The organism is Pontibacter sp. HSC-36F09, assembly GCF_024171605.1.
In the GTDB taxonomy this organism is placed as follows: Bacteria; Bacteroidota; Bacteroidia; order Cytophagales; family Hymenobacteraceae; genus Pontibacter.
The window spans coordinates 240,970-257,909 of sequence record NZ_JALKAA010000005.1; the positions used below are offsets into that span (position 1 = coordinate 240,970).

Annotated in this window: 14 protein-coding genes; 10 read left to right on the forward strand and 4 right to left on the reverse strand. The window is 47.4% G+C overall.

Translation table 11 applies throughout. The features are described 5' to 3' along the window. Positions 1–26 precede the first annotated feature (26 nt). From L1278_RS15575 to L1278_RS15605, 7 genes are all read left to right on the forward strand, one after another. Complete coding sequence (locus L1278_RS15575) at positions 27–1,964, forward strand: McrB family protein (protein WP_253405941.1); 1,938 nt, start codon at positions 27–29, stop codon at positions 1,962–1,964. Positions 1,965–1,975: 11 nt separating this feature from the next. Beyond that, positions 1,976–4,246 carry a DUF2357 domain-containing protein gene (locus L1278_RS15580; protein ID WP_253405942.1) on the forward strand — a complete coding sequence of 757 codons (2,271 nt, stop codon included), beginning with the start codon at positions 1,976–1,978 and terminating at the stop codon, positions 4,244–4,246. An 8-nt stretch (positions 4,247–4,254) separates the two neighbouring features. Then, on the forward strand, positions 4,255–4,653 hold the full coding sequence (locus tag L1278_RS15585) for an NUDIX domain-containing protein (protein WP_253405943.1): 399 nt from the start codon (positions 4,255–4,257) through the stop codon (positions 4,651–4,653). Positions 4,654–4,742: 89 nt separating this feature from the next. Next, positions 4,743–5,072, forward strand: coding sequence for a hypothetical protein (locus L1278_RS15590; protein WP_253405944.1), 330 nt, complete (start codon positions 4,743–4,745; stop codon positions 5,070–5,072). Positions 5,073–5,515: 443 nt separating this feature from the next. Beyond that, a complete protein-coding gene (locus L1278_RS15595; RefSeq protein WP_371927367.1) occupies positions 5,516–6,454 on the forward strand; it encodes a WG repeat-containing protein in 939 nt (312 codons plus the stop codon). Positions 6,455–6,603: 149 nt separating this feature from the next. Continuing rightward, entirely contained in the window at positions 6,604–8,436 is a 1,833-nt protein-coding gene (locus L1278_RS15600; RefSeq protein ID WP_253405946.1) for a hypothetical protein, read from the forward strand. A 4-nt stretch (positions 8,437–8,440) separates the two neighbouring features. Then, entirely contained in the window at positions 8,441–9,160 is a 720-nt protein-coding gene (locus L1278_RS15605; RefSeq protein WP_253405947.1) for a hypothetical protein, read from the forward strand. A gap of 4 nt (positions 9,161–9,164) precedes the next feature. On the opposite strand, the gene L1278_RS15610 is transcribed toward L1278_RS15605, so the two are convergent. Then, positions 9,165–10,061 (reverse strand): aldo/keto reductase, encoded by an 897-nt coding sequence (locus L1278_RS15610; protein ID WP_253405948.1) that lies wholly within the window; start codon positions 10,059–10,061, stop codon positions 9,165–9,167. A 215-nt stretch (positions 10,062–10,276) separates the two neighbouring features. Beyond that, the gene (locus L1278_RS15615) at positions 10,277–10,546 is read right to left on the reverse strand and encodes a hypothetical protein (RefSeq protein ID WP_253405949.1); all 270 of its coding nucleotides are present in this window, start codon (positions 10,544–10,546) and stop codon (positions 10,277–10,279) included. Positions 10,547–10,728: 182 nt separating this feature from the next. Here L1278_RS15615 and L1278_RS15620 point away from each other — a divergent pair, with 182 nt between their 5' ends. The 3 genes from L1278_RS15620 to L1278_RS15630 all read left to right on the forward strand — a co-directional run bounded on the left by L1278_RS15620 (position 10,729) and on the right by L1278_RS15630 (position 13,589). Beyond that, on the forward strand, positions 10,729–11,196 hold the full coding sequence (locus L1278_RS15620) for a MaoC family dehydratase (RefSeq protein ID WP_220625343.1): 468 nt from the start codon (positions 10,729–10,731) through the stop codon (positions 11,194–11,196). Between the two features lie 35 nt (positions 11,197–11,231). Continuing rightward, positions 11,232–12,464 carry a cysteine desulfurase-like protein gene (locus tag L1278_RS15625; RefSeq protein ID WP_253405950.1) on the forward strand — a complete coding sequence of 411 codons (1,233 nt, stop codon included), beginning with the start codon at positions 11,232–11,234 and terminating at the stop codon, positions 12,462–12,464. 396 nt (positions 12,465–12,860) lie between these two features. Beyond that, positions 12,861–13,589: a fasciclin domain-containing protein gene (locus tag L1278_RS15630; protein ID WP_253405951.1), complete on the forward strand. Its 729-nt coding sequence runs from the start codon at positions 12,861–12,863 to the stop codon at positions 13,587–13,589. A 158-nt stretch (positions 13,590–13,747) separates the two neighbouring features. On the opposite strand, the gene L1278_RS15635 is transcribed toward L1278_RS15630, so the two are convergent. Next, a complete protein-coding gene (locus L1278_RS15635; protein WP_253405952.1) occupies positions 13,748–15,262 on the reverse strand; it encodes a SpoVR family protein in 1,515 nt (504 codons plus the stop codon). 320 nt (positions 15,263–15,582) lie between these two features. Beyond that, a complete protein-coding gene (locus L1278_RS15640) occupies positions 15,583–16,842 on the reverse strand; it encodes a YeaH/YhbH family protein (RefSeq protein WP_253405953.1) in 1,260 nt (419 codons plus the stop codon). Positions 16,843–16,940 lie beyond the last annotated feature (98 nt).

Consider the following 16,940-nt stretch of genomic DNA (forward strand, 5'->3'; position numbering starts at 1 on the left):
CCGCTAATTTTACGCCCTAATTTTTAATGTCAATTCCTTCAAATATAACAAAGGAGCACCTACTTAGAGCTATTGATAAAATAGACAAAGAAGGTATACCAACTTATGGTAATTCTCAATACTATGATGTGCTACACAATGGGCGGGCTTACCCTCCTAAACTTATAGTCTCTTATGCTAACATAGCAGCAAATGGCTATGAGCTACAGCGTAGCTCTTTCAGTGGTGGCAGGAACACAGAGTGTTTTAATTTATTAGAAAAGAATGGATTCAAGATTATAGAGAAAGGAGAAGAAATCAAATCAATTGATAACAATGCACCAGAATTATTAGGCAATACTATTATCAGCTTTGTTAGACAAGCATTAACAAATGATTTGAAAACAAGCTCTTACCCTAAAGCTTATAAAAACTTTAATTGCAGAGTTAGTTTTGGGCAAGGGGTCCCGGCCCGTATTCCATGGTTTGCGTTTCTGAGAGCTGACCAGTCTGTTTCTAATGGAATTTATCCAGTATTCTTATATTACAAGGAAGTACAATTACTAATTTTAGCATATGGTTTGAGTGAAACTCAAGCCTCTAGAGATAGCTGGAACTTAAATTCTTCTAAACAAACAATTTCAGAACTCTTTACTAATACATTTGAAACTAAGCCTGCAAGATACGGGAACTCCTTTGTACATAGTTATTATCTCATTGATTCAGACGCTCCAAACTTCGGATTAGATCCTAATCAAATTGATAAAGATTTAGCGGAAGTTATAGAAGTATACAACAATCTCCCTTTAGGCATAGCTAACAAGGAATCAAACAAGGAGGTGGCTCCAGGTCAAGAAATCAATAAAGAACAAATAAACTTTGATTACAGAAGTTTCTGTAAATATGCTAAAGAAGCCGGACTGAGGTTCACAGATAAGCTAGTCATCCGCTTTATTTCTTCTCTATGCACTAAACCATTTGTTATTTTAACAGGGCTTGCCGGTTCAGGCAAAACGAAGTTAGCACAGGCTTTCTCACAATGGATTTCGGAAGATGAAAATCAGGTGTGTATAGTACCTATCGGTGCTGACTGGACCAATCGAGAACCCTTGTTAGGCTTCCCAAATGCATTGGACCCCACTAAGTATTCTATTCCAGAAAATGGAGCTTTACAGCTTCTTATAAATGCTAACGAGAATCTTAATAAGCCCTATTTTCTTATTTTGGATGAGATGAACCTTAGCCACGTAGAACGTTATTTCGCGGATTTTCTTAGCGCTATGGAATCACATGAACCTATTCCGCTCCATGCTGAACCAGGCATAGATGATGTACCAAGTAGTATTAAGTTACCTAAAAACCTTTTCATAATTGGTACTGTCAACATTGACGAGACAACCTATATGTTTAGTCCAAAGGTGTTAGACAGAGCAAACGCCATTGAGTTCAGGGTAACTGAAGACGAAATGGAAAATTTCCTCAATAATGCAGTTAAGCTAGACTTGGATAGGTTGAAAGCCAAAGGTGCCGATATGGCATCAGACTTTGTTCTTAAAGCTAGGTCAGAAGTTAATGGTTTTAGTGATTCTGAAACAGTGAATACAGCCCTGCTACTGTTCTTTAGTGAGCTCAAAAAGGTGGGCGCAGAGTTTGGCTACAGAACAGCTTCAGAAATTAAAAGATTTTCAGAAGTGATTCATTCACTTGACGCAGGATGGAATACTAATGATATTATTGATGCAGCAATTATGCAGAAGCTGCTTCCTAAACTACATGGCTCACGACGTAAAATAGAACCTAGTCTAAAGGCACTTGCCAGCCTTTGCCTTGCTCAACAAGAAGATGCTACTAAACTTTTAAACGCACCTGAAACTATTGATTTTAAGGATGTCGCAAAAGTAAGATTCCCGATATCGCTTGAGAAAATTATCAGAATGCACAAAGCTGTGGTACAGGATGGATTTACCAGTTTTGCGGAAGCTTAATAAGTTTAAATATGGCAAATCCCTCCCAATCTGTAGCATTTGCTTTGACAGATGGCAGCTTCGTCACACTTATCATATTTTCTGAATCTGATGTAGAAGCCTCGCTACAACTAATAGATGCTGCAGAAGCTGCAGATAATGGAGAAGCTCCATTACAACTCATGGAAGGCTTTTCCTATGAGTACCAGATAGAGGGCAACTATAGGCTGCAGGAAGTGCCAAAGATTGTTACCCCTTCACGCGCCAATATATCATCAGGGCGCATCACCCCTAGTGTCTATGTGGGTTCTCTTGTACTAGATGTTCTCGATAAGGACACCTCCTTAAACAAGGGATCTATTACGATAGAGGTCAGGTCTATAAAGACTTCTTACCGGCAGGATTACAGATTTATGCTGGAAGACATTACGGAGAAATGTACTGATTTGCTAATGCAGTATACCTCACCAGTATCACAGCATTTTACAGTAGATTTCAATCGAGATCCCCAAACACTGTATCAGCGGTTTGCTTTCGTAAAATCTTTGATAGAATCTTCAGATTTCAAGGAAGCTGTACATCGTATTGTATCCTCTCCTGTAACATCCTGGGCTGAGAAAGAAGAAGAGAGAGACATTAGAAGAGCCAGACGTATAAATAACGCTACAATGCGTCAATTTATAACCAGCTCAAGCAGACTAGAATTACCGCCTAATCATCCACTTCATGGTCGTCTAGCTTCAATTCCTGCTAAACTGAGAATTAGAAACAAGCACGAAACGGTAGATACACCGGAGAATAGATTTATAAAACATGCACTAACTAGTTTCACTCAGTTCTGTACCGAAATTCGGATACAGTTTTCAGAAGATAGTCGCGCCTACCAAGAAGTTGTACACCTTGAAGAAGTTCTGGAAAACTTTTTAAGCCATTCTGTCTTCAAAGATGTATCCCCTCTAATTTCTTTAAATTTAAATAGCCCTGTTCTTCAAAGAAAAGAAGGGTACAGAGAAGTACTGCGTGCCTGGCTCATGTTTGACATGGCCGCTAAACTAATCTGGAAAGGTGGCGACGATGTTTATGATGCAGGTAAACGTGATGTAGCTACACTTTATGAATACTGGCTCTTCTTTACTCTACTGGATATTTTTAAAGAGCTATTTAAAGTAGAGCCATCTACTTTAGAAAAACTAATAAAACCTACTGCGGACGGTCTTGGGCTTCAACTTAAAGCTGGCAAGTTTATTCCTTTCCAAGGGATATTCGAGGCTGGAGGACGGAAATTAAGGGTACAATTTAGCTATAACCGTACTTTCAGGGGAGATCAACCCTACCCTTCCGGAGGAAGCTGGACAAAAGCTATGCGTCCTGACTATACATTGAGTATCTGGCCTGAAGGTATAAAACGCAATGATGCAGAGGAACAGGAGCTAATTACCCATGTTCATTTTGATGCAAAGTATAAGGTATCTCACCTGACAGAAATAGTAGGTGAAGACAACCTGAATCTGAGTGAGGAAAAAGAGGAACAGAAAAAAGGGAATTATAAGCGAGAAGACCTTTTAAAAATGCATGCCTATCGGGATGCAATCAGAAGAACCGGAGGTGCTTATATCCTGTATCCGGGCTCACAGCTTTTCAATAAATCTGGTTTCCATGAAATAATACCTGGCCTTGGAGCATTTCCTGTCAGCCCCTCTAGGGATAAGAATGGAATTTCTGATTTAAAAGCTTTCATATCTGAGATTATAAACCAGATTCTCAACCGAGCTTCTCAGAAAGAGCAACTATCTTATAGAACATATAATATTCATAAAGACGGACCGTCTGATATTTTACAGGAATCTATACCTGAAAAATATGGTAATGAAAGAACACCACCTCCAAATGATATACATGTTCTTGTCGGTTACTTTAAGGATACTAAACATCTAAATTGGATTAACGAGCAACAGCTATATAATGCAAGAATAGACAGCGATAGAGGTTCTTTGCATTTGGGTCCTTCTGAGGCTGGAGCCAGGTATTTGCTTTTGCATACAAAAGCTCAACTTACAACTGGAGAGATGTGGAGAATTAAAGGGAAAGGACCACGTGTTTTTTCAAAAAAGGCTATGATGAAAAGAAATTACCCCAATCCTTCACAGCCCTTTTATCTGGTTTATGAAATAGAGAAGGTACGTGCTCTAGAATTTGATAATATGAAATGGGATATCAGGCTCTTAGAAAAACATAGTAAAGGGAGAGGTTCTGCCTTACCATTTGCTGTTTCTTTAACTGAGCTAATGAAAGCCAAAGTATAATACCGTCCATGCACATCATCGACAAACTCGCTTGGATCGAAATCCGAGACGGTAAAATACTGAGCACCCGCAGCAAGGGCAGAACCAAATACTATTTCCCTGGCGGGAAACGCGAAGCGGGCGAGAGCGACTTCGAGGTGCTGTCGCGTGAAATACACGAAGAGCTCAGCATTTCCCTGATCGAAGACAGCACCCGATTCATGGGTATATTTCAGGCGCAGGCCGATAGGCATCCGGATGGGGTGCAGGTGCAAATGACCTGCTATACCGGCGACTACACGGGCACGATAGCCGCAGCTAGTGAAATAGAAGAAGTGGTGTGGCTTACCTATGAGGACAGAGAGACCGTGTCGCCCGTTGACCAGATCATTTTCGATTGGCTGAAAGAACATCGACTTCTCCACTAAGTATCTGTTTACCCAATCAGCAAATAATATTGCTACTAACCAAACTGGTGGTTCTACCTTGCAGTATAATCATCAACAAACAATTTACCATGCCCCACCAACCCCATTACTCCCCCATGGCCCGGCAGTTGTTCGGCCAGTTCCTGGACCAGGAAATAGACCGCGACACCCTGATCGGGCGTTTGCAGGAAATGGAACTGCAGCTTCAGGCAGATGCCGACGAGGAAAACGAGGACGAAGATGATATTGAAAGCACCCGCTCGCTGCGAATCCGCATTTTTGGAGGCGATAGCCAGGGCATGAGCATCAGCGAAATAGAGCAGGACCTGCAGGATTCCTCTCACCCTAACGCCCAGATCCTGATGCGGGGCATTGCCTTCGGACTGGCGGAAGATGAGCTGGAGGTGCATTACGAATAGAAAAATTACGTACCTTTATCTTATACCTTAAATCTATACCTATGGCAAAGTCACAAGACGCAAAAAAGGATGTAAAGAAAAAGCCGGCCAAAACTCCAAAGGAAAAGCAGGCGGCTAAACTCGAAAAGAAAAAGAAAAGCTACGACTAACGTATAAGTCCTGTCGCAATAGGCAGGTATACCCACGCTATTTTGAAAAGCAGCAGACCAAACAGTTTGCTGCTTTTTTGTTTCCTGACGCTATACCTTAAAATTGCATCGCTCAGGTATATAGTATACCTTTAATATTTGTATCAATCACCTGTAACTTTCCAGTTTATGAAGAAACTTTTACTACTCATCTTTTCGCTTTTCCTCCTTTCCGCCCCCGCCTCCGCACAGGTAATTGAAGAACTGGATGAAATGCCACCGCAGCAGCAGTAGCTGGAAGTATTCTACAAGCTCATTGAAGAGAAAGGGAAGTTTGGCCTCGCTGATTACGATGGGAAGATCGTCGTGCCCGCCCTGTATACCTCTGTGGAGTACAAAGGATATGAGCCTTACATTAGGGTAGAACTGGACGGCAAATTCGGCCTCATGGATACGGAGCAGAAACTCCTTCTCCCGATCCGGTGCAGCAAACTGGAAGTATTCTTTCAGCGCACCGATGTGTATTATGCCGAGTACCAGGAAGAAGGGAAGCGCAAAACGGATATCATCACGGAAACAGGGAGCAGCATCCTGCCTGCAGGGGCCGTATTACAGGGCTACCATGGCGCTGAGATCATGGTAAATATCAACGGCAAAGATGCCCTGATAGACGGTGAAAGCGGCGCCTACCTCCTCAAACCAATTTACGATAGTGTGGACAGCCAGGGGCCGCGCTACTGGGTTTGTCAGAATGGTAAATGCGGCTTCATCGACAAAAAAACACATGAAGTACTCGTGCCGCTTATCTATGACGACAAGTACACTTATTTCAGAAACGGCCTGGTCATCCTGGTGCTGAAAGGCAAAGCGGGTGTGATGGACGAGCAGGGGAATACCGTGATCCCTTTTGAGTACGAAAAGATCAGTTCGGGAAGCGACAACAAGATCTTCAATGTCAGAAACACAGCTCAGAAGGAGGCGCTTTTTACAGCGGAAGGGAAACAGTTTACCGCCTGGTACGATTACATTACAGACGACATCAGCAAGCAATTCTACTACTACCGCCAGGATCCGCCTTCCGGAGATGTTTATAAATTTGGTTATGTTGATAAGTCGGGGAAGGACATTACAGGCCCTGTTTTCGACAGACCCGTTATGTTCTACGCTTCTGACAACTGCATTGAACTGAAAAAGGACGGCCAGACCGTATACCTCACCAAAGAAGGAAAAATAAGGAAGAAGAACTGCAAATAGGCCAATGCAAGTCTGGAAGGTATACCTGAAAGTAGCGTCAAAAACAACCAGGTATACCTTCCAATTTGTGCTTCGGGTATAGTGCAAATACCAGACAATCTGTATATTTGCTTTCTCCTATACCTTGTGTTAATATCCGCCCTTCTCCTATGAAGCAACTTTTACGCCTGCTGCTCGGGATCGTTCCGGGCCTTTTTCTTGCCTGCGACTACAGTCCATCCGGAAGCCACTTTGAGGAGGTAAGCCCTCAGGTCGAAGTGATAGGCGATATTGAACTGGACAATTATCCGTCGCAGGACACCCTGATGCTGCGGGGATCGGTCAATCTGAAATTCAGTGTTTCCCTTCCAAGGCGCACCATCTACACTGTCGAGCTATTACTGGGGAAAAACTCGCTGGGCGCGACTTCGTCTGCCACAGGGGGGCGTCAGCTCCAGACGACCGAATATGCCGACGGTTACTATACCCTACAGCTCAATGTGCTGGGCAACTCGGGTACCGGCAGTCTGGCAGACAAGTCGGGCGTCGAGGGCGTTCAGGTATACAGAACCTGGGTGGTGTACATCGACAACACAATGCCAAAACCTGTCACGCTCACCAGTGTAATAGCCGAAGATGGCAGCCTGAAGCTGGAATGGAAAAAGTACAGGGGAACGGGCTTCCAGAAGTACGAGATTCTGCGGCATTACCCGGGCCAGTATAATCATGGTATGGTTGCTGCCACGATTACAGATCCGAACCAGACCACCTGGTTCGACTACGAATACCTGGGAGAGCAGGTTTCCTACCGGGTCGTCACGCGGGTAAACGGGTACTACTATGACCTGCTCAGCAACTCGATCCCTTTCTTTTACCCGAAACCCCAGGTACTAAGCAGTACCATCAGCCCAGCTAAAGAGCTTAAAATCACGTTCAGCTCCACTCCCTTCTACCGGAATTTTGGCAATTATGAACTGACACTAAATTCCAGCAAGGTCATCCGCCTGACCGATCCGAAGGACACCGTTGTTACCATACCTGCCAATATATTTGGGGAGGAGTTGCATGCCTCCCTGGCTACTTACTCCAGGTCCTACCTCAGCCCCGGCTCCAGGTCTGTACTGAACTATGCCATACTGGAAGGTATAGGCGCTCCCTGGGGGCCACAGGACGTAGACAGGCTGTTCGGGAAAACCACTTCCGGAAAGCTTTACTTTGCTGACCGGGGCTATATCAAGGTCGTGGATGCAGACACCCGCCATGTCTTGCAGGAGCGAAATGTCATGTACGACCAGATCGGCAGCGAGAAGCAGGATGTGATCTCGCAGGATGGCAAGCTCCTATACAGCATCATCAACTATGCCATCCACAAGCTGGACCCGCTTACACTACAAACACTGGAGCGCTATGAACTGAACGAACTACTGCCGGGTGAGTTCTATCATTTCAGTATGCTGGATGGGGTGAGCAACACCAACCGCCTGATTCTGCGGGCCCGCAACGCAGAGTACGATCCGGATGATAAAGACATGGCCTATGTGATTGACATGGACCAGAAAAAGGTGATCACAGCCGTTGAGGCCGACCTGAATTATAGTTATGCCCTGATCAGCCCGGATGGGAAGACTATTAATGCTTCGGACCAGGTGTATGTAGAGCAATCCAAAGGCAGCTGGAAAAAACTGCTTATGACAAGACAGGAGGCGAATAGCCTGAAGTTTCATACCGCCAGCCCGCTGTTCTTTACCACCAAAGGCACGACCATCTCCTTTTACTCCACCTCGGATGGCACCTTGCAGTCAACGCTTCAGACAGAAAGGGAGCTATACCCGATCGATACGGATCCGGTGACGGGCCATCTCTATGGCAGCAGTTATAACCAGCTCTTTATTTACAACAGCAGTACAGGCCAGCTGGTCAACAAAGTTGATTTAGCGGATGGTACCTTGGTTTTCCTTTACAACAACACGCTCTATTCCGGCACTCGTTATCTTAAATTGTAAGGCTATGTTATACCCGAAAACTTTCCTGCTGGCAGCCTGTCTGCTGCTAACTGCCAGCACAGCCATAGCCCAGTCTACCGTATACCTGGAGCCGCGGCTAGGCTTTGGGACTTTCCGGATGCAATCGATGAAGGGGCTGCAGCGCGTTATGATCGCCAACACCGGCCTGAATGCCAAAGCGACCGATACCTATGGCTCTTACTTTCAGTTTGGCCTCAATGTCGTGTCCGATATAGGGGAGCAATCCCGCATAGGATTTTTTATTGAGCACGGGTCTACCGGTGGCCGGGTGGCTTACGCAGACTACTCCGGTGAGTTTTTACTGGACACCCCGCTCAATTACAATGCCTTCGGCGGTTTGTTTTATCACCACCAGGCCATTAAAGAAAGCAAGTTAAGTTATGTGGCGGGGGCAGAATTGCATATGCTGATGACGAACATGAAGCTGCAGGCCTATACCAAGATAAACAGCTCGACCGAAAGCAGTGAAGATAAGTTTAACTCCTATGGTTTGGGCTTTAAGCCCTTTGTGGGCCTGCAGTACCCATTGATGCAATTCCCGACTACCCTCTCTTTAGGCTACTTTGTGGATACGAACTATCCCTTCCATGTGCCGGGCGAGCCAAAACAGCAACTTGTCATTAATAGCAACAACAAAACGATACAACCCGGCTGGAGCGGCCTGCGCGTCAATGTAGCTGTCTCTATCCCCATCGTCCGGTAGGCTCTCAACGGTGCTGCTCATACCTGTTCGCCTGCAATGTTTGCTGCAGCGCTTTGATTTCTGCTGCTGTTATCGATGCACTCTTGCTGGCTAGCAACGCCTCCTCCAGCTGCTCCTCGGTGCGGATACCCAGCACCGCCGTAGTCACCGCAGGATGTTGCAAGGTATAGCGAACCGCAACCTCAACTGACTTGCGTTCATTACCTGCTACATGCTGTAGAGCCGCCGCCGCTTTCTGCACTTCCTCTAAGGTATAGCCGAGATATGGCTTGGCAGTTTTTCCGGCCAGCAGCCCCTGTGCCAGACTGCCTCGGACCAGCACGCCTATACCTTGCTCCTGCAACAGTTCCAGCACATCTTCCTCAGGTCTGCGGTCGAGCAAACTATACTGCAACATTACGCTCACGATATTGGAGCGCTTCACATACTCCCGAATCACGTTGGGCCGGATAGACGAGATACCGTAATTTCGGATTTTACCCTGTTGCTTGAGTAGTTCAAATGCTTCGATGGTTTCGTCAATCGGGTCGTCGATGGTGCCGCCATGCAGCTGGTACAGGTCGATGTAGTCGGTCTGCAGTCGCCGGAGACTCTCTTCCACGGCTTGCAGGATGTGACTTTTAGTAGGGTTCCAGTCCCAGCCACTGCCATCTGCCCGCCACTGATTACCGACTTTAGTTGCGATGATCACTTTTTCACGCATCCCGGCAAACGCTTTCCCGACTGTTTCTTCGTTCGCTCCTTTGTCATACAAATCGGCCGTATCAAAGAAATTTACACCTTGCTCCAGCGCCCGGTGCAGGAGCCTGGCATTGGCCGCATGGTCGCTGCCCAGCGACATACATCCAAAGGCAATTTCACTTACCCGAAGGTTTGATTTCCCAAGTTGATTGTAGTTCATGGCAGATGTTTAGCGTGGAAATTAACTATAGCGTGCCTGAAGCGAGAAGGTTGGGATGTACTCGATTTGGGTTGGCAACGGCGAAATCATAAATTCTTTACCCTAAGGATTGACTGGACTTTCTATGTACGATTAACATCCACTATCACCCCATCCCAGCCTTCCCCTACAAACAGGTGAAGGAGTCTGTCATTGCCATCACACAGGTATAAGCGTTATAATTGCGGTTTCATGTGCATGATTAATATCACCCTGCCCCCTTCAAAGGAGGACTTTATGCTATTGCCATTCAACAGGTATAAGCTTTGTAGCACATGACCACTGGCAGGTGTAGCAAGAGTAACTTGCCCCTGAACCAACGAAGGTATAGCATTAGCCATGTGCACCGATGACGATTTTTTGTTTGAGCGGTCAGCGAGTTCAAAATCGTCTTGATTTTTTTTCTTACTTTTTTCATCAAGGAAAAAAGTGAGTGCCTGCCGCACAGGCGAAGCTATGAAACAAACGAATGGCTATACCTGTAGCTACTGTTGCTACAAAGCAAATATACCTATACCAGAGGACATACGACAGCACACGCTCCCGCCATCACTTAAACATAGGAAACAACTAATTTTCCAGAATAAAACGTAAGTTTATACCACCAACACAAACAACTAAACCTAACATGAGCCAAATCACCATCAACAGCCTCGAAGAACTGGAGTCGTACCAGGGGAAAGAACTGGGTGTATCGGAGTACCACACCATCACGCAGGAGCAGATCAAAAAATTTGCAGACGCCACCCTCGATCACCAGTGGATTCACCTGGACGAAAACCGCGCTACTATCGAAACGCCATTCCGGTCAACGATCGCGCACGGCTACCTGACGGTGTCGCTGCTACCTTACCTGTGGGGACAGATCGTGAAGATCGGGAATGTGAAGATGCAGGTGAACTACGAGATAGAAAGCCTTCGCTTTAACCAGGCGGTAACCGTGAACAGCCGGGTGCGACTGCGCGCCAAAATGCTTTCGGTAAAAAACCTGCGCGGCATCGCCAAAACGCAGATCGAAGTCACCCTCGAAATCGAAAACAGCCGTAAACCCGCTTATACCGGCGTGGTCACGTTCCTGTATCACTTTAACGATTAACCGGCCTTTTGGCAGGCCATCCAGCTATACAATTTATGAGTTCTTCAGCAGTAGCAAACCTCCGTGCAGCCTTCCCTGCCCTGCAGGAGTTGGGTGACAAAAAACCCTTTATTTATTTCGACGGACCCGGCGGTACCCAAATGGCGCAACAGGCTATTGACGGTATGCTGGCCTACATTACAGGCGGTATGGCCAACCTGCACGGTGCTTTCCCGACCAGCGTGGGTACCGACAACCTGCTGCTCGAAGGTCGTAAAGCGGTGGCAGACCTGCTGCACTGCGCTCCTGAAGAAGTAGCTTTCGGGCAGAACATGACCACGCTGGCTTTCAGCATTGCCCGCAGCTTAGGCAGCTTTTTGTCTGCTGAAGATGAAGTGGTAGTGACCGAAATGGACCACCGCGCCAACGTGGATCCCTGGGTAACGCTGGCCAAAGACAAAGGTGCTCAAGTCAGATTCCTGGAACTCAACCCCGATACCTATACCCTGAACCTGGACAAGCTCGACGAGCTGATCACAGAAAAGACAAAATTGGTAGCTGTCGGGATGTCGTCGAATGTGACGGGGACGGTGACAGATGTCAGGCGGGTGATTGCGCGCGCCAAAGAGGTAAATGCGATCGTGGTGCTGGATGCCGTGCATACCGCACCGCACCTGCCCATCGACTTCCAGGGACTGGGCTGCGACATCCTGCTTTGCTCTGCTTATAAGTTTTTCGGTCCGCACATCGGTATCGCCGTGATCGCGGCTTCGCTTTTCGAGAAACTGCAGGTATACAAACTGGCGCCCGCCCCGCAGCAGATTCCCGACAAGCTCGAAACAGGAACACAAAACCACGAAGCCATTGCCGGTCTGATCGGAGCTATCACTTTTATAGAGCAGTTGGGAGAAGGAAACAACCGAAGAGCGCGGTTAGTATCGGGAATGCAGCGGATAGAAGAACACGAGCAGCAGCTCACGGATCGCCTAGACAGTTTCCTGCGCCAGGTACCAAACCTGAAGCTATACCGTGCGGCTGAAGGCACCTACAAAACCCCAACCTTCGCTTTTACGCTGCCAGGTATAAAGGCCCGCGAAGTGACGAGCTGGTTTGCCGGGCACTACAACATGTGCATCGCCGACGGCCACTTCTACGCCTCCACTATGGCCGACAAACTCGGTGTAAACCCCATGGGCGGCTGGATCAGGATCGGCCTGGCTCCCTATAACACGATGGAGGAAGTAGCGCTGTTTGAGAAGGGGTTGAAGGAGTTTATGGCCACTCACTGAACATAATAAACGACTTAAAATTGCTCCGGCCTTAAGTTTATGATAAGCCTGGCGTATCAAGTTGACAAATCATTCATTCACTAGCCCGACCTTATAAATTCACAATTTCAAGGGTCTCGCACATAGGCACCAGTCCTCTAAATTCTTTTAGCAGCTAACGAAAACCCATGCTTTGCCATATTTTAGCAAAGCATGGGTTTTTTTCATCCGAACGAAGCTAATTCTCTTGCAAACAGCCTGATAATTTTAGTTAAGTGTTTAACATCGGGGTATTTAATGTACAAACATTGAAACATCATTACTTTAAAAGAGTAGAAATTTATAAGACTTGTCGCTTGATCAAAAAAGAAGCCAGGTCGAGATTTTTATATTTTGTAACTATTAACTCAGAAAGCTATGATGATGAAGAATATTTTGAAGCCGGTTGCCGTGATGACACTATCGACTTTTGTGCTGTATGGTTGCGCCAGCTCCGCCGAAACAACCGAAGCAACTGCTATGGAACAAGAGGCCACTTACAGTGAAACCGAGCGTATGGCGGGAAGTACTACCGATGAGGAAGGCCAGATATTGGATGTGCTGGTTGTAGAGGAAAAGGCCATGGTGCCAGTCGGAACGATTGCCGTTACATCGCTGGCTCTGGAAAACCCCGTTCCGATTGATGATATGTTTGATGACATTGACGATACAGAGCAGTATACGGTCATGGAACTGGCCAGAAAAAGTCCCAACCTCTCTACGTTTGTGAAGTTGATCGAGCAGGCCGGCCTGGAGAACGACCTGGAGCGTTTGGATAAAATGACGTTTTTCGCGCCAACAAACGAAGCCTTTGCCAAATTGCCGGAAGATAAGCTCGCCAAGCTGTTGCTAACTGACAACAGAGCCATACTTTCCGCCATGATGCAGGCACACATTTTACCTTCGGAGGTAGGCTCGGGGCAATTGCAGAGCAATACCAGAATTCGGATGACAGATCAAAGTTACCTCCCTGTGAGTACCGATAACAGTGGTACCATCACCTCAGTCGGAAATGCACAGTTGATCAAGACGGATGTTGAAGCCTCTAACGGCAGGATTCACGTGCTCGACTCCGTCATCATGCCATCCGCTGTTGTGGATCTATAAAGCACAACTGTCGGACTGCTATCCCGCACTTTTGTGGATAGTACAAGCTAGACATAAATTAAAAAGCGCTGAAGGACATGTTCCCTCAGCGCTTTTTAGTTTTACAGGCAGGACTTACACATGGGCAGTTAAAGTGGATAAGCAATTGCCGCTATCTTCTACTTTATCTCAAAAGAACTCTCATTGATTCCCAACTTATTTTTGGAGTGCAGCTCCACCGGGAAACCCCACAGGTAGCGGAGGTGCGCCATGGTTTGCCGGGCGCTTTTGGTTTCGAGTTTGCGGTCCCGCTGCATGTAGTGCGTCAGATACAGCTTGCTGGTCTGGTGACGGTCTACGCGGGTAACCTGGATGTTGGGGATGTGGCTGGAACGGTCGTACTGTGCCGCCAACTGCTCGCGCACCCGTCGGTAGCCCCGCTCATTGTGTATGGCCCCGATCTCAAACTCCGTCTCGCCTTCGTTGTCGATGATCGTGAAGAGTTTCATGTCCCGGATCACTTTCGGGGAAAGGTACTGCATAATAAAACTGTCATCGCGGAAGTTCTCCATCACATACAGCACCTGGTCCAGCCAGTCTTTGCCGATCAAATCCGGGAACCAGGCCTTGTCCTCCTCGGTCGGCTCCTGACAAATGCGCTTGATGTCCATGAAGATATTGAAACCCAGGGTATAGGGGTTGAGTCCGGAGTAGAACTTGCTGTTATACTCCGGTTGATAGAGCACGCCGCTGTGGCTCTTGATGAACTCCAGCATGAAGCCGTCGTTGAGGAAGCCCTCCTCGAACATCTTGTTGATGATGTGGTAGTGCACAAAAGTTGCAAAGCCCTCGTTCATGACTTTGGTGGCCCCCTGCGGGTAAAAGTACTGCGACACTTTGCGGACAATGCGCACCAGTTCACGCTTCCAGGCTGGTAGTGCCGGGGCGTATTTCTCAATAAAATAAAGGATATTGTCTTCAGGCTCTTTGGGGAAGCGCCCTTCGTCCAAGGTACCTGTATCCAGTTCAGCTGTGCTTTTGGGTAGCGTGCGCCACAGTTCATTGTAGTTTTCGTGCCGGATCAAAGTGAGTTTCTTCAAGCGCTCGTTCTCTTCCAATGCCGACAGTTTAGACGGTTTTCTGTACTTATCGACCCCATAGTTCATGAGCGCATGCGCCGCGTCCAGCACCTTCTCCACCTCCTCTTCTCCGTGCTCCTCTTCGCAGCGTAGCACATACTCCCGCGCAAAAGCCATGTAGTCGACAATCGAGTCGGCCGAGGTCCAGTCGAGGAACATGTAGTTGTTGGCAAAAAAGGCATTGTGGCCCTGGCAGGCGTGGGCGATCACGAGCAGCATCATACAGGTGGAGTTGTTCTCCATGTTGTAGCTGATGCAGGGATTGGAGTTGATGACCAGTTCGTACGAGAGCCCCATGCGGCCCTTGCTGTAGTTGCTCTGGTTGAGCACGAAGTCCTTCCCAAACTTCCAGTGCGGGTACGAAGTGGGCAGTCCGGTGAGCGCATAAGCATCCAGCATCTGCTCCGACGTTACGACCTCGATCTGGTTTGGGTAAATTTTCAGCTTGAGGTACTCCTTCCCTATTCGGCTGATCACTTCATCGGCAGCCTGCAGCGTTTCATAATCCCAGTTCGGATCACAAAACATCGCCCGGTATTTTTCTTTGTCTGTCATGGTAGTTCGTTTTGAGATAACTTTTACCTGGAAATGAATGCTCTATCTTCGGCCCTATAGTTTCTCCCTTCCCTGAGAAAACAGAGTTAAATTTGTCTAACCCTTTGTCATCCTGAAAGGATCATGGTAGCAAGTAGCATAGGCTTAACTGAAAGAGCTGTGACCACAAACTGTCATCTCGAATGCAAGGAGAGATATGAATTAATTTAGGGTAATGGCAATTATTCAGATTTCTCCCAAGGGTCGAAATGACATAAATAGATAAGATTAGAGTTGAAGATATCGAATAATACCAATACTAATATCTAGGTAATCCTGATTCAGACAGTGCTCCGCTTCCTGAACAGTCCCTGGAAAACAGGCCAGATCTCGAACGGCTCGTATACCTGCCGGATCGAAAAAGAGTCGTCGTCGCTGATGCGGTTGTAGGCCTGCCACAGGTCACTCTCGCGTGGACTGTTGCTGATTTCAATGTAGGCCATGAACTGAATGACGGGGAGAATATTCTCCAGCACAAGCTGCTTGCATTCGGTCGCGTCCTGCTTCGACCACACATCGCCGTCGGAGGCCTGGCAGCAATACACGTTCCAGTTCTCGTCGTAGCGGGTGCGCATGATCTGCTCCATCAACTTGAGCGAGGGCGCTACCACTGTACCTCCACTTTCTCTCGAGTTAAAGAACTCCTCTTCAGACACTTCCTTGGCTTCGGTGTGGTGCCGGATAAAGACTAGCTCCACGTTTTTGTATTGCCGTGTCAGGAAGATGTAGAGGAGTGTAAAAAAGCGCTTGGCCACGTCTTTCTCATGTTGCCCCATGGAGGCCGATACGTCCATGATACAGAACATCACGGCTGAAGTAATAGGTATAGGCACCCGCTCAAAATTGTTGTAGCGTAGGTCGATGTCCTCGAAGAATGGCAGGGTGTTGGCCTGTCGCCGTACCTTCTCTGCCTCTTCGGCAAGCTCTGTTTTCAGCTGCGGGTCGGTCGCCAGCGACAGCTGCTCCTCCAGTAGCGCCAACTTCTTGTCCAGTACACCCTTGAGGGCCAGTCGACGCCCAAGCGACTGTTGGTAGCTGGTCTTGATGTTGAGGCGGGAAGGAACGCTGTCGCGGGTATAACCGGCTCGTCGCATTTCAAAATTATCGGTGCTGTCCATCAGCTTTTTCACCATGTTGGGCAGCGCCAGGTCGTCAAAAAAATACTTCAGAAACTCCTCCCGCGAAAGCACCACGGTAAACTCATCCTCCGTCACCTCCGGACTGTTGGAGCCCTTGCCCCGTCCGCCACCGCCACCTCCCCCTTTGGGTTTGGGCACGCGGTCGCCTTCGCTATACTTATCGTTACCGGGCCGCACGCTTTGCTTCTTGCCGGTTTTGGGGTCGTGGTGAAAAGTAGGCTCTTCGAGTCCGCGCACGGGCACTTTCACACTACCACCAGTACTGCTGTCCTTGATACTCTCCTGTGAAATGATGTCAGGTATAGCCTTCTTGATCTGGTTTTCCACCCGCTTCAAAAACTTCTGCCGGTTACCAGTAGACTTCCCCTTGTCGTTCTTCCGTCTGTCGATGATGTGGCTCATGGGATTGAGTGAATGAGTGAGTTTTTTATTGATTGAGTGAGTTAGTGATTGAGTGAATGAGTGATTGGTTTTGATTTTGTGAAAAACGAAAAGTCTGA